General features: G+C 46.5%; 8 protein-coding genes. All 8 read left to right on the top strand.

The features are described 5' to 3' along the window. Positions 1-53: 53 nt before the first annotated feature. Positions 54-3,182, top strand: a complete 3,129-nt coding sequence (locus ABIE26_RS06695) for a SusC/RagA family TonB-linked outer membrane protein (RefSeq protein ID WP_310138674.1) — start codon at positions 54-56, stop codon at positions 3,180-3,182. A gap of 18 nt (positions 3,183-3,200) precedes the next feature. Further along, entirely contained in the window at positions 3,201-5,015 is a 1,815-nt protein-coding gene (locus ABIE26_RS06690) for a RagB/SusD family nutrient uptake outer membrane protein (RefSeq protein ID WP_310138677.1), read from the top strand. Positions 5,016-5,038: 23 nt separating this feature from the next. Further along, positions 5,039-5,977 carry a DUF5017 domain-containing protein gene (locus tag ABIE26_RS06685; RefSeq protein WP_310138679.1) on the top strand — a complete coding sequence of 313 codons (939 nt, stop codon included), beginning with the start codon at positions 5,039-5,041 and terminating at the stop codon, positions 5,975-5,977. Positions 5,978-6,012: 35 nt separating this feature from the next. Then, entirely contained in the window at positions 6,013-7,266 is a 1,254-nt protein-coding gene (locus ABIE26_RS06680) for a sialidase family protein (RefSeq protein ID WP_310138681.1), read from the top strand. Between the two features lie 55 nt (positions 7,267-7,321). Further along, the gene (locus ABIE26_RS06675) at positions 7,322-8,113 is read left to right on the top strand and encodes a sialate O-acetylesterase (RefSeq protein WP_310138683.1); all 792 of its coding nucleotides are present in this window, start codon (positions 7,322-7,324) and stop codon (positions 8,111-8,113) included. A 72-nt stretch (positions 8,114-8,185) separates the two neighbouring features. Continuing rightward, positions 8,186-10,822 carry a glycoside hydrolase family 2 TIM barrel-domain containing protein gene (locus ABIE26_RS06670; protein WP_310138685.1) on the top strand — a complete coding sequence of 879 codons (2,637 nt, stop codon included), beginning with the start codon at positions 8,186-8,188 and terminating at the stop codon, positions 10,820-10,822. A gap of 17 nt (positions 10,823-10,839) precedes the next feature. Beyond that, positions 10,840-12,213: a sialate O-acetylesterase gene (locus ABIE26_RS06665; RefSeq protein ID WP_310138688.1), complete on the top strand. Its 1,374-nt coding sequence runs from the start codon at positions 10,840-10,842 to the stop codon at positions 12,211-12,213. Between the two features lie 38 nt (positions 12,214-12,251). Continuing rightward, on the top strand, positions 12,252-15,098 hold the full coding sequence (locus ABIE26_RS06660; protein WP_310138689.1) for a glycosyl hydrolase: 2,847 nt from the start codon (positions 12,252-12,254) through the stop codon (positions 15,096-15,098). The last annotated feature ends 2 nt before the right edge of the window (positions 15,099-15,100 follow it).

The raw sequence follows: 15,100 nt of genomic DNA, 5'->3' as shown, positions 1-15,100 counted from the left end.
GCATAAGAACAACTATGTGGAGCTGTTTGCGATCAATAACAATCGCAATGCTTATGGCATTATCGTTGCCCGCAAGCGCAGCAACATTACTTCCTCCTGTTGTTGTTACCGGACGTGTAACAGACAACAAAGGTCAGGTACTGGTAGGGGTAAGCATTAAACTTAAAAATGGCACTTCGGCTGCCAGCACTGATGCAAACGGCAATTTCAGGATCAGTGTACCAGATGCCAAAGGCACGCTGGTTTTTGCTTATGTGGGTTTTAAAACCGTTGAAGAGCCGATCAGGGAACGGACATCAATTTCTGTTTCACTTGTTCCAGACGTAACCAGCCTGGACGAGCTGGTGATTGTAGGCTATGGAAGCACTACAAAAAAAGACCTTACAGGTTCGGTATCACAGGTAAACGTGGGAGACCTGCAAAAAGCTCCAGTGCTGTCTTTCGATCAGGCACTTGCCGGAAGGGTTGCAGGTGTTCGGGTATCGTCTAATGACGGACAGCCTGGGGCCGAAGGGATCAATATCGTTATCAGGGGTGCAAACTCATTGTCGCAAAGCAATTCCCCGCTTTATGTAGTTGATGGTTTTCCTATGGAAGACCCGGAAAACATGGCTATAAACCCTGAGGATATACAAACCATCAACATTTTGAAAGATGCATCGGCCACCGCAATTTATGGAGCAAGAGGGGCAAACGGGGTCGTAGTTATTGAAACCAAACGCGGGCAGGTAGGTGCGCCAAACATTACAGCCAGTACTTCTATTGGCTTTCAGCATGTAACCAAACGTATGGAAATGATGAACCCGTACGATTTTGTGCGTTATCAACTGGAAAGGGATGCTCAAACCGCAACAGATACTTACCTGGCAGATGGGCTTACACTGGAAGACTACAAGCGCACTTCTGGTATAAACTGGCAGGACCAGTTGCTAAGGCAGGCTACCACACAGATCTATAATCTGGCTATTCGTGGCGGCAGCGACAAAACGAAATATGCCGTTTCGGGTTCCATTTCTGACCAGGGGGGCGTATTGATCAATTCCGGTCAGAACCGGTATCAGGGGCGTTTTGTACTAGACCAGACCGTTAGTAAAAAAATTAAGGCGGGGCTTAACGTAAACTACAGCCGCTTTGGCAACAACGGCCAGATTGCCTCGGATGCAAACGCAGGAACAGGAGCAAGCAGTTACTTGCTGTATTCGGTTTGGGGTTCGCGTCCGGTATCTGTAAGAAGTTTAAATGCAGCCACAGAAGACCTTGATGACGAACTGATTGACGAGGATATTGACCAGACCATGGATTACAGGGTTAACCCCATTATATCTACTAAAAACGAAGTCAGAAATTCTGTATCAAATAACCTGGTTGCCAATGCTTTTATTACTTATGACATTATCCCGGGTTTAAAGCTCCGGATTAGCGGGGGAATTGAAAGTTTTATCCGCAAAAGCACCAGTTTTTACAATTCGAATACATCGCGCGGAACGCCCTTGTTTCCGAATAACACCCGGGGCCAGTTTGGCAGTGTAAATTATAGCGAACGGAACAACTGGCTGAACGAGAATACACTGACCTGGGTAAAAAAGATTAATCGCGACAACCGCATTGAGGTTTTGGGAGGTTTTACCCTGCAGGGAAGAAATACCTCCGGTTATGGTTTTTTATCGCAAAATGTGCCTAACGAGTCGCTTGGCATTCCTGGTCTGGAACAAGGTATTCCGGGCTCTACTTCCTCGTCGGCATCAGCAAATAAACTCAGTTCGTTTTTGGGCCGGGTTAACTACAGCTACCGTTCCAAATATCTTTTTACAGCCAGCTTTCGTGCCGATGGTTCTTCAAAATTTTCTCCTGAGAACCGATGGGCTTATTTCCCATCAGCCGCTTTTGCATGGCGTATAAAGGAAGAAAGTTTTATGAAGTCGTTAAAATTTATTTCTGAAGCGAAGCTGCGCACAAGTTACGGTGTTACCGGAAACAACCGGGTAGGCGATTTTGCTACCTTGCCGGCATTAACCAGTCCGCTTGGAGCCTCTTATTCATTTAATAACGGAAGCCCTTCAACCGGCGTTATCCAGTCGTCATTAGGTAATCCGAAACTAAAATGGGAAAGTACAGCCCAGGTAGATATAGGTCTGGACCTTGGCTTTTTGGACAACAGAATCCAGTTCAATGCCGACATTTACCGTAAAACCACTTCCGACCTGCTGCTCAATGCCAGTTTGCCAACCACAACCGGCTTTACCAGTGTATTCAAAAACATAGGGGAAGTGCGGAACGATGGGCTGGAATTTACGCTGAGCACGGTAAATGTGAAAACCAGAGCGTTTTCCTGGAGCAGCGATTTCAACATCAGCTTTAACAGAAACAAGGTATTGGGACTATCTGAAAACCAGGATAACTTGCTGAGTATAGTAGGATGGGAAAGCAGCTTTAATACCGTACCGCTATATATAGCTGCGCTAAATGGGCCGGCAGCCATGTATTTTGGTTACCTGAACGATGGCCTGTACCAGGTAGATGATTTTGACAAGTCTGCAAGCGGTGTATATACTCTAAAACTATCTGAACCTACAAACGGAATGGCCAGATATCGCGTTCAGCCCGGTGATATCCGGTATAAAGACATCAATCTGGACGGTGTTGTGGATGAAAGTGACCGTGTTGTTATCGGGCGGGTGCTGCCTAAACATTCGGGCGGTTTTAACAACAATTTCAGTTACAAACGCTTTGATTTGAACGTATTTTTTCAATGGTCTTATGGCAACCAGATCTATAACGCCAACCGGATGATGTTTGAAGGCAATGCCAGTAACAAGGCCAACCTGAACCAGTTTGCTTCCTACAATGACCGCTGGACGATAGACAACCAGGACAGCAAAATGTTTCGTGTGGGGGGCTTTGGCCAGCAAGGTTATTATTCCGATTACTATCTGGAGGATGGCTCCTTCCTTCGTCTCAAAACGGTTGCTTTGAGCTACTCACTTCCGGCCAAAATTCTGAAACCTACTTTCTTAAAAAGTTTAACAATCTCTGTTTCAGCTCAGAATATCTATACCTGGACCAACTATTCGGGGATGGACCCTGAGGTTTCGGTGCGGAACTCTGCACTCACACCAGGATTCGATTATTCTGCTTACCCCAGGGCACGCACATTGGTTTTCGGTATTAAGGCAGTTTTTTAACCTCAAAAAAATAAAAATATGAAATCTTTATATATAGTTCTTCTGGCATCTGCGCTGCTCACACTGGGTTCCTGCAAAAAGTTTCTGGATACGGAACCCAGTGATTTTCTGGCTCCGGAAACCTATTATAATACTGAAAAGGAACTCAACTATGCACTTACAGGTGTATACGATATATTGGGCAATTCTGATCTTTACGGAGACAATATCTTTTACCAGTTTGACATTACCGATGAGGGGGTGTATGGCCATGCAGGGGTTACAAATGGGGTGCAGGTATACAACTTTTCCAGTTCCAACGCCACGGTAGCGGCTACCTGGAAAACATTGTACAGCGGCATTGGACGGGCCAACCTGCTGCTCGAGAACATTAACCGGCCAACGATGGATGAAACAAAACGGTCTGCAATAAAAGGAGAAGCACTTTTTCTTCGTGCCTATTATTACTTTCTGCTTGCACAGATGTGGGGCGATGTACCCTTGATTCTGGAAACCACCAAATCGCCAGAGGATACGCAGCGCGCACGCACACCATTAAGAGAAGTTTACAACCAGATCGTGACAGATCTTAAAGAAGCAGAAACATTGGTGTTGCCCATCAAAACGGTAGGTTTTGGCGGTAGGGTAAACAAATCAGCCGTTCGCGGAATTCTGGCCAGGGTTTACCTTTATATGGCTGGTTATCCTTTAAACGACAAATCTAAATATACGGATGCCAGGGAATGGGCAAAAAAGGTGATGGATGATACGGAGGCAGGGCATGCCCTTAACAATTCCTATAACCAGGTGTTCATCAACCTTGCGGCCGATAAATATGAGATTAAGGAAAGCATCTTCGAAGTGGAATTTTGGGGAAACCGTTCAGATGCTTACACCGAGAGTGGCCGCCTTGGCACCAGGAACGGGATCCGTTGCCTGAATGTAGATACTGGCTACAGCCTGGGCCGTATCAATGCCACGCCAAGATTTTACAACAGGTACCAGGCGCTTGACGACCGTCGGGACTGGAATATTGCACCCTATATTTACGGTGGAACCAACAATGCCGAAAGACAGTACTGGGCGGAAAGCAACACCTGGCAGCGCAGCTGTGGCAAGTACCGCAGAATGTATGAGGTGGTTTTACCGAAAAGCACCAGCTTTAGCCCAATCAATTATCCGATTCTGCGTTATGCCGATATTCTGCTGATGTTTGCGGAAGCCGATAATGAACTTACAGGAAGCCCTTCTGTTGAAGCAGTAAACGCAGTGAACCTGGTAAGAAGGAGAGGCTTTGGTAAAACGGTGCATGGTGAAAATTTGGGTACTGTAACCATTACCAATGGCGGAAGCGGCTATTCTGCAACCAACCTGCCAACCATCACCATTACCGGTGGGGGCGGTAGTGGCGCAACTGCACGCGCTACGGTAACCAGTGGTAGGATCACCGCAATTACCATAACAAACCGGGGTGCCTTTTATACATCGGCGCCAACGATCAGCATCAGCGGGCCCGGAAGCGGTGCCATTGCAACAGCCGCAATTACTACTCCCGGCTCTGCAGATGTACCCGCCGGCGACTATAGCACCAAAGAAAACTTTCGTGCCTTTTTGCATGATGAACGCAGCCGGGAGCTCTGCTTTGAAAACCTGCGCAAGGGCGATCTGATCCGCTGGCAGGAATTTATCGAAGAGATGCGCGCAGCAGGAACAGAAATCAATCAGATTGCCGCTTCGGCCTATAAATTTGAATCGAGGGCCGGACTTAATGTTGCAGAAAAAAACTATTTATTTCCCATCCCAACCAACGAGATGTCGCTGAACCGCGCCCTCGTTCAAAACCCGGGATGGTAATTCACTTATAAATACGAATTAAGATGAAACTTAAATATATCACACTCGTTTTATGCCTGGGCATCTTTGTTTCCTGCAAAAAAGAAGCAGCCATCAGCGAACCGGATTTTAACGTTACCGGCTATAAACTTATAATAACACTCGACACCCTGGGCAATGAGGTCAAACAGGTCACTTTCGACTTCTCCGGCGACGCCGCCGTTGTTTCTTTTTACCCGGGAATTCTTGGTAACGATTATGCTTACCGGGAAGGCCGCATTCTTGATGTAAAAGCCCTGCTTTCGTCATTTTCTACCACGCTCAACAACGGCACCCAGGATAACCAGCTTACCGTAATGGCTTCCTCGGATTTTAACGGAACTTACGACATTAACAGCATTCATGCTGCAAGCTGGACCGATATCACCAGCCGCTACATCCTGAATGTAAGAGATGCTTCTGCATCACTGCCTTCGGGAACGGTAAATATTGCAGACCTGCTTGCAGACGGGAAACCTCTTTACTTTGCTTTTAGATACATTTGTAAACCGCAAAGCACAAATGGGGTCAACTCTACCTGGCGTATCCGGGCCTTTTCCATGCAGTCGCAAACAGACCTGGGCACTGCCACCCTGGCAACATTGACCACGGCCGACTGGAAACTCGTCAATTACGGAACCATTGTTGACGCGAACAGGGGAGCAGTCATTGAAAGCTCTGGTGCCATCCGTTTCAATGGAAACCACATGAATACCAACATTCAAACGGAATCATGGGCTGTAAGTAAAGCATTCCAGATCGACAAAACAGATATGGGGCCAGACCGGCCTATCGCCATCAAAAGCACCATAAATCCCCGCCTGGGCAGTTATTCATTTAATTATTCAAATCCCGGAACCTATAAGGTTGCCTTTGTTGCATCTAATGCCAATTATGAGGGCCAGACCAGTGTAGTTCGCGAAATCGAAGTCACAGTTCCCTGAGGGTGCAATGTCGCACCCTTCTAACCACATATTTTATGAAAAAGAATTTGAATTTAACACGGCTGGCGATGACCACCCTTGGGTTTGTTTTAACCCTCACTTCGATATTCTCATGCCGTCAGGCAACGGATATGCCGGAAAGTCTCGATATTGACGAACAGAAAACGGAAAATGCAAGTTTGATGGGGACGGGTGCTGCCGTGCATACCAGCATTAAGCTATTTGACGGGGGAACCGGAGGCTACCATGCTTACCGCATTCCCTCTATCGTGCGGACAACCAATGGTACGCTTATTGCCTTTTGCGAAGGAAGAGCAGATACTGACAATGATTTTGGAAACATCAATGTAGTCTGTAGAAGATCCACGGACAACGGCGCAACATGGCTGGCACTCCAAACCATAGCTGGATCTACCCTTGGTACATGGGGACACCCCACATCAGTTGTAGATTGGGATACTGGTCGGATATGGCTTTTCATGACCTGGAACGATGCCAGTCTTAGCGAAAACGGCACGGGCGATACCGATCCAATCGACACCTGGGGCCAAAGGCGCGTGAGGGTGACATGGAGTGATAATAATGGCGCCACGTGGGCAACTCCTGTCGATAAAACAAGCACACTATTGCCTCCTACCATGTCCTATGATGCAATAGGGCCTGGTGTGGGCATACAAACTACCGGAGGGCCCAATCCAGGGCGACTGATTATCCCCGCCCGAAGACGAAATATTTACAGTGATGACCACGGATTAACATGGCAGTACCAGATCATCCCTGCAGGAACGGACGAAGGTACAATTGTGGAACGTGCAGATGGTACACTTATGCGTAACGACCGGCCAGGCGGGACCCCATGGGAAGAAGCTAAAAGAAGGCATATTTCGACAGGAACAATTGAAAACGGGTTTTCTGCTTTTACTCCGGCTTCCGCACTGCCTGATCCCCGCTGTGAAGGTTCAATACTACGATATGCAGGCGACCGCTCACGCATCATTTTCTTAAATTCGGCAAGTGAGCTTACCCGTTATCACATGATGGCCCGGATTAGTTATAATGAAGGGCAAACCTGGTATGCAAACCGGAGGCTGCACAATACAATAACCCCGGAAGAAGCGGCAGCACAAGGAAAAGGTGGGTATTCTAGCATGACCAAGACGGCCGACTATGCGGTTGGTGCCCTGGTAGAGCAAAAAGAAACACCTACCGGCACATTCAATAGCCATTGGTCCATCGAATTTCAGAAATTCAATTTGACATGGCTGCTGAATGGTCAACCTGAACCTTAGCAGATATCAATACTTACTTACAATCTTACATACATCACCACTATTAAAATACACAATGAATTTACTTAGCACCATTCGCATAAATCTGCCCTTAATATTAATCACACTCATACTTGCCTCATTTTCTAAACCAGAACAACCAGATCCCAACTTTCAGCTTTACCTGCTGGTTGGGCAATCGAATATGGCGGGCCGCGGAGAAATTACAACCGAATACCGTAACCTTTCCAGGCCTGGTGTGATGATGTTGAACAAGGATGGCAATTGGGTGGAAGCTTCGCATCCGCTCCATTTTGATAAACCGAAAAGGGCCGGGGTTGGCCCTGGGCTTAGCTTTGGTATTGAAATGGCTAAAGCCAACCCCAAAGTACGCATTGGATTGATTCCATGTGCTGTTGGTGGTACCGCTATCGAATCATGGGAACCCGGTGCTATTGATCCGGTTACAAAGAAACACCCTTACGACGATGCAATTGCACGACTGCAACTGGCCATGAAAAGCGGTGTAATAAAAGGCATCATCTGGCACCAGGGAGAGGCCAATAGTAAACCCGAAAGATCAGCAGGCTATCTGGAAAAACTCGAAGCCCTTATAGGCCGTTTGCGCAAAAGTGCCGGAGATAATAACCTGCCCTTTGTTGCAGGCGAGCTTGGGCGGTACCGCGAAAGCTATCAAACCATAAATGCGCAATTGAAGCAACTGCCACAGAAAGTAAAAAATACTGCTGTTGCCAGTTCAGAGGGCCTGATTCATAAAGGCGATAACACGCATTTCGATGCGGCATCTGCCAGCGAACTGGGCAAACGTTTTGCAGCACAGATGATCATTTTACAGCAAAAAAAATAGGCAGGCATGTATTTCTTACCTAAAAATCCCCTACAAATAATAACCTTACTCTGCTTTTTAATGGCCGCTAATATGCCCATAAGCAAAGCACAACAGATCAGCCAGACGATTAACTCAAACTGGCTGTTTTTTAAAGGCGATACCGCGGCAAATGAAAAAGTAAAATGGGAGAAAATTTCGCTGCCGCATAGTTTCAATACCCATGATGTAATGGATGATGACCCTGGCTATTACCGCGGAAAAACATGGTACAAAAAAACAATTTACATTCCCGGCTCCTGGTCGCAAAAGGTCATCTACCTGCATTTTGAAGGAGCAAACCAGGTTGCAACGATATTTCTTAACGGTAAGAAAGTTACGCAGCATACAGGTGGTTACAATGGTTTCAACGTACGGCTGAACGACCTTTTGCAGTTCAATCCTGCCGGGATCACAGTAGCACTTGCGGTGCAGGTTGACAACAGCTTTGATCCTGACATCCCGACACTAACGGCCGACTTTACGTTTTTCGGAGGCATTTACCGCGACGTGAGGCTGAATGTCTATGAAAAAATACATTTCCGGGCAGATGACCGGGCTGCAAGATCTTTATACATTGCAACACCTGCTGTTACGGCCAATTCAGCCAGCGTCCTGATCCACGGTGATATAGCCGGAATTAATGCAGGAAGCACCCCGGTTAGCATAACTCATGTTCTTCTTGACCGGGATGGAAAACAAATTGCAAAAAATGAACAGTTATTAAAGCTGAAAACCGGCATTACGCCTATAACGGCTGAGTTCCCGCAGATTGCCAATCCAAAGCTATGGACACCAGAAAACCCTTATCTGTATCGCGTGGTCTCTACAATCCGCGATGGCAAAACAAAAAAGGTACTTGATGAACTGGTCAATCCGCTGGGTTTCCGCTGGTATCAGTTCACTGCCGACAAAGGGTTCTTTCTTAACGGCAAACCTTATAAGATCTGGGGCACCAGCCGGCACCAGGACAATATGCTGATGGGCAATGCCCTTCCGGATGCGCTGCATGTAAAAGACCTGAGGCTGTTGAAGGAAATGGGCGCAAACTTCCTGAGAGTGGCCCATTACCCCCAGGATCCGGCAATTCTGGAGGCTTGCGACCGCCTGGGACTGCTGGCCTGTGTAGAGGTGCCCATAGTAAATACCATTACCGAGTCGGATGCTTTTTACCGCAACAGTAAAGAAATGCAGGTAGAAATGGTACGGCAAAATTACAACCACCCCTCGGTGATCATGTGGACTTATATGAATGAAGTTTTGTTAAAGGCTCCATTTAAAGGCCAGCCAAAACGACAGGAAGTTTATTATCAAAACGTTGTAAAGCTTGCCCGCTCTATTGACAGCCTGCTGCAGAAGGAAGATCCATACCGTTATACCATGCTGGTGTTCAGCAGCAATTATGAGCTTTTTAAACGCATAGGCCTGCTCCAGGTGCCGCAGGTGGTAGGCTGGAACCTGTATAATGGCTGGTATACCGCGGGCATAGAAAAATTTGGTGAGCATATAGACCGGCATCACCGTGAATTCCCGCAAACACCGATACTGATTACAGAGTACGGTGCTGACGGCGACCCGCGTATCCGAAGTTTATCGCCTGTACGTTTCGACAAATCGCAGGAATATGAAACTTATTTTCACAAAGAATACATCAAGGCCATCGCATCAAGGGCCTATGTAAGCGGGGGCATTGCCTGGAATCTTGCTGATTTTAATTCCGAAACCCGGGAGGAAGCCATGCCGCACATCAACAACAAGGGCCTGCTCGATATTTACCGTAAGCCCAAAGATGTTTACTTTTTTTATCAGTCGTATTTGCTAAAGCAGCCATTTATACGGATTGGCTCTCGAAACTGGAAGTTACGAAGCGGTACTGCTGAAAGTGATCAGGAATTGAGCTGCCGGCAGCAGGTTGAAGTATATACAAATCAGCAATCAGAAGTGACCCTGAGCCGGAATGGCAGGGTAATTGGCACAGTAAGTCCGACGAACGGCATCGCAGCTTTTGATGTACCGTTTGCGAACGGACTGAACCTTCTGGAGGCCGCTGTGCAGTCATCGGGCAGTACTATAAAAGATGCTGCAGAGATCGATTTTCTGCTTCTGCCAATGAGTTTGAAATCGAAAACACTTCCCTTTTCCGAACTCAATGTGAGCCTGGGCGACAACCGTTACTTTATAGATGAAAATGCGCATCAGGTATGGCTTCCTGAAAAGGAATACCAGACAGGGTCCTGGGGTTATATTGGAGGCGAGGTTTACCGTATACCAAACAGCTCACGGCATCCTTACGGTTCAGACAAAAACATTCTGGGAACCGATTACGACCCTGTTTATGAAACACAGCGTACAGGAATAAAAGAATTCCGTTTTGATGTACCCGATGGGCGTTATGAGCTTAGCCTGCATTTTGCGGAACTGATTTCAGACCAGAAGCGGGAAGCCCTGGTTTACAATCTGGACAATAAAGAGGCCAGGGCCGAGAAGCAGGCAGAACGGATGTTCGATGTATCGGTCAATGGAATTAAAATGATAGACCAGCTGGGCAGCGGCAATTACCTGGTACCTGAAACTGCTTACAGCACCCGGCTTTTTTTAGATGTTAAGGACGGTAAAGGTATTATAGTGCTGTTTACTCCCATTAAAGGGGAAACGATTCTGAATGGGATACAACTTCGAAAAATATATTAAATACTAAAGATAAAGTAATGAAATGCATAAAAACCTATATTGTTGTTCTGATGGTGCTCATACCCATGCTTACCCATGCGAAAATGATTCTTCCGCCTGTTATAGCCGACAACATGGTATTGCAGCAAAAAAGCAATACAGCACTTTGGGGCAAGGCCACACCGGGCACTAAAATTACCATTGAAACGTCCTGGAACAAAAAAGCCTATTCGGTAATTGCGCAAGGCGACAGCAGCTGGCGTATAAAAATAAGTACCCCGGCCGCAGGAGGTCCCTACACCATTAGTTTTCATGATGGAGAGGTATTGGTACTGAAGAACATACTGATCGGAGAGGTATGGGTGTGCTCTGGTCAGTCCAATATGTCAATGCCTGTTAAGGGGTTTAAAAACCAGCCTGTAGCTGGCTCCGAAATGCTTTTGCAACAGGCTGAAAACCCGGAGATCCGTTTGATGCAAATCCAGAGGCAATATGCGGTCAGCCCGGAGTTTAGCTGTGAGGTTAGCCCCTGGACGGCAGCAACCCCGGAAAGTGTTGCCGAGTTCAGTGCAGTCGGGTATATCTATGCAAAACTATTGCAGGAAAAACTTAAAGTTCCAGTCGGCATCATCATGACAGCATGGGGAGGAACCAGGATTGAAGCCTGGACCGATCCGGAAAGCATAGCACGGCCAACAACCAAAATAACACACAACAGCCCAACAGTTTTGTACAATGCTATGATCAATCCTATAGCTGGTTATGGCATTAAAGGAGTGATCTGGTATCAGGGCGAAGCAAACCGCTCAAACGCTCCGGAGTATGCGCAGCTGATGCAGCAGATGGTAAAAGGCTGGCGCAAAGCCTGGAATATTGGCGAATGGCCGTTTTACTATGTTCAGATTGCCCCGTTCAAATACGACGGCGCCAACAACTCAGCCTTTTTAAGGGAAGCACAATTCAAAGCATCAACCTCAATTCCCAACTGCGGAATGGTGGTTAGCCTGGATGTCGGAAAGGAAAATTTCATTCATGCGCCCGACAAAACAACGATAGCACAGCGGCTGGCTTCATGGGCCCTGGCCAATAACTATGGCATGCACAAACTGGCCTATGCCAGTCCCGCATACCAATCGCATACAATTACCGGAGATGCGGTACAGATCTCTTTTTCCCATGCAGAACATGGCCTCAGTTCCTCCGGAAAAAAACTGCAGGCTTTCGAAATTGCAGGGGAAGACAAGGTCTTTCACCCGGCAACAGCAGCAATTAAAGGCGCAACAGTTGTACTGAAAAGTGAAAACGTAAAAACACCGGTTGCGGTGCGCTATGCTTTCAAAGATTGGGTCACAGGAGATTTATTTAATGTTGAAGGACTACCTGCGGCTCCCTTCAGGACAGACAATTGGTAATGCAAGTAGTTATAAAAAAGGAATCAGGCAACTAAGACATGAAGATATCCAGAAGAAATTTCGTCAGAATCGGGGCATTAACACCATTGGTTTATGGCTTTCCTTTCTCTACCGCAAAGGGGAATGCAACTGAAGCACATACTGAATCCGCAGCAGATCTATTTGAACATTTTCAAAATCCATCTGCCGCAGCAAGGCCCTTTATACGCTGGTGGTGGAACGGAGGGAGAGTGGTAGAAAAAGAGCTTATCCGTGAACTTGACCTGATCAAAGAAAAGGGGATCTCAGGCATAGAGATCAATGCTGTAGCATTTCCCAAAGGGGCCGAGCCTTTGAATTACAAAGCCCTGAGCTGGCTGAGCAAAGAATGGCTAAGTGTTCTGAAGGCTACATTAAATGCAGCCAGGGAACGTGGTTTGACCTGTGATATTATTGTAGGTTCGGGCTGGCCCTTTGGTGGTGAATTCCTCAAAAAGGACGAACAGATACAATTAATGGCGCTCGGTGCAAAACGCCTGAAAGGCGGGCAGCAGATTCGCTTAAAAAGACAGGAGCTGCTTGCTGAAACAGATTTCCTGTTAAAACGGAAAAGCGGTTCAATGGAACTTTTTGGGCTAAGGCTTTCGGCAGACCGGCTCAATACCTTCAACCCGGGAATAGATCTCAATTCGCAAATAAAGAATGAGGAAATCGTTATAAACGTGCCTCAGGGCGATCATGTACTTTACATTATGGTGAAGCTAACCGGTTATGCAGCGGTAACCCTTGGAGTGCCGGGAGCTTCTGGCCCCGTTCTAAACCATTACAATAAAGCTGCAGTTAGCCATTACCTGGAGCGAATGTCTGATGCCATTACAGCTGAAATTGGAAATATGGGCGATCATTTCCGGTCCTTATTTATAGACAGTATGGAACTTCGCGGCTCGAACTGGTGCGAGGATATGCCCGATCAGTTTAAACAGCGAAGAGGGTATGCGCTTGAACCTTACCTGCCTTTTGTCTTATCCAGATTAAGCCGGAAACTGGGCCATACCGGTTCACAGGTAACCGAAAATATCATAGCACTTTCAGCAGCTGCACAGGATGAAATTAACCGGGTAAGGTACGACTTCGAAACTACCAGGCTTGAGCTCTTTAATGAAAGGTTTTTACAGACCTTTATAGATTGGTGCCGGAAAAACAATGTTAGATCAAGAGTTCAGGCATACGGCAGGGAATATTACACTTTAGAATCGGCCATGCTGCCGGATATTCCCGAATGTGAAACCTGGATACGTAGTGACATAGGCACTGCCCTGCCGGAAAATACCTTTAGAACCGGCAGGGCATACCGGCCGGTTAATAAATTTGTCTCCTCGGCAGCAAGGCTTACCGGAAAACATGTGATCAGTTGTGAAGAAATCACCAATACAGATATGGTTTTTAATGAAAGCCTGGAAAGGATAAAGATTGCCGGCGATCAGAGCAACCTTTCGGGAGTTACCCATTCCGTCCTGCATGGTTTCAATTACAGTCCGCCTGAAGCTTCTTTTCCGGGATGGGTACGCTACGGCACCTTTTTCAGCGAAAAAAATACCTGGTGGCCCTATCTGAAGACATGGATCGACTACAAAGCCAGGCTATCGGCAGTTTTCCAGCAGTCCGAAATGCAGTCCGATATCGCAATCATGTTCCCTATGGCCGATATGTGGTCGGAGGCAGGGCTTCAGTACCAGCAGGTTCCGCAAATCGTTTATCCTGCTTATGCCAACAACATCTGGGAGGCTGTACATCAGAATGGTGGTGGATGTGACTATATTAACGAAAACATCCTTCAAAAATGCAGTTTCTCCAAAGGCAGGCTGCATTACCATACACGCAGCTACAAAGTATTATTTATGGTTGAAATGGAATCCATTGCCACCGGTACTGCGGAACTGCTAAGAAAATTTGCAGCTGCAGGCGGACAGGTCATCTTTATCGGCAAAGAGCCGGTCAGGTCTTTTGGAAAACAAAAAGCCAGGGAGCGGGACCAAATGGTACATACCGGAATTCAGCTCCTGAAAAAGGCTTTCCCCAGCAATATCAGTTTCTTTCCCGCCCCTGAAGAAAAAATCATAGATTGGTATACGCAGTTACAATCAAAATACAACATTACACCTTTTGTACAGTTTGATAAACCTATATCACACGTAAGCCAGGTGCACTACAAAAGCAAGGCTGCAGATATTTTCTTCATTTGTAACTACCACCTGGAAAAGGAACATCAATTTACGGCCACTTTTAATACGGAGAAGAAAACGGCATGGCTGTGGGACCCGGAAACCGGAAAGAGGTATCTGTACCCTGACCAGGGTGCCAAGAACAAGCTCAAAATTAATCTTGAACCGGCTCAATCCATGTTGATTGTTTTTACGGACGATAATAAAGGCGACTTATACCGGCTTCCGAAAACTACAGCTAAAACACCTTATACGGTAACAGGTCCGTGGGAGGTAAAACTGGAAAAAGTACAGGATAAGCCAGTTAAAACAACTTTTAAAAAACTGATCGATTTTAAAGACGACGCGGAACTGCAATCCTTCGGTGGGGTTATTTTTTATGAGAAAAAAATCAGTGTTGAAAACCCTGAAAATTACAGTTTGTTTGATCTTGGAACGGTACATGGCCTCTCAGAACTGGAAGTAAATGGCCATTTGCTGGGTTTCAAATGGTATGGAAAACACCGTTATAATTTAAACGGAACTTTAAAAAAAGGTGAAAACACCATAAAAATAAAAATTACTACTGTACTTGGAAACTATCTGAAGTCACTAAAAGATAATCCTGTAGCCCGGGAGTGGACCCATATAAAACCACAGCCATTGTATGGTGTTGGACTTATAGGCCCTGTGAAACTGATGTAGTT

The organism is Pedobacter africanus, from assembly GCF_040548825.1.
Taxonomy (GTDB): Bacteria; Bacteroidota; Bacteroidia; order Sphingobacteriales; family Sphingobacteriaceae; genus Pedobacter; species Pedobacter africanus_A.
This window is presented reverse-complemented; position numbering and strand designations above follow the sequence as displayed.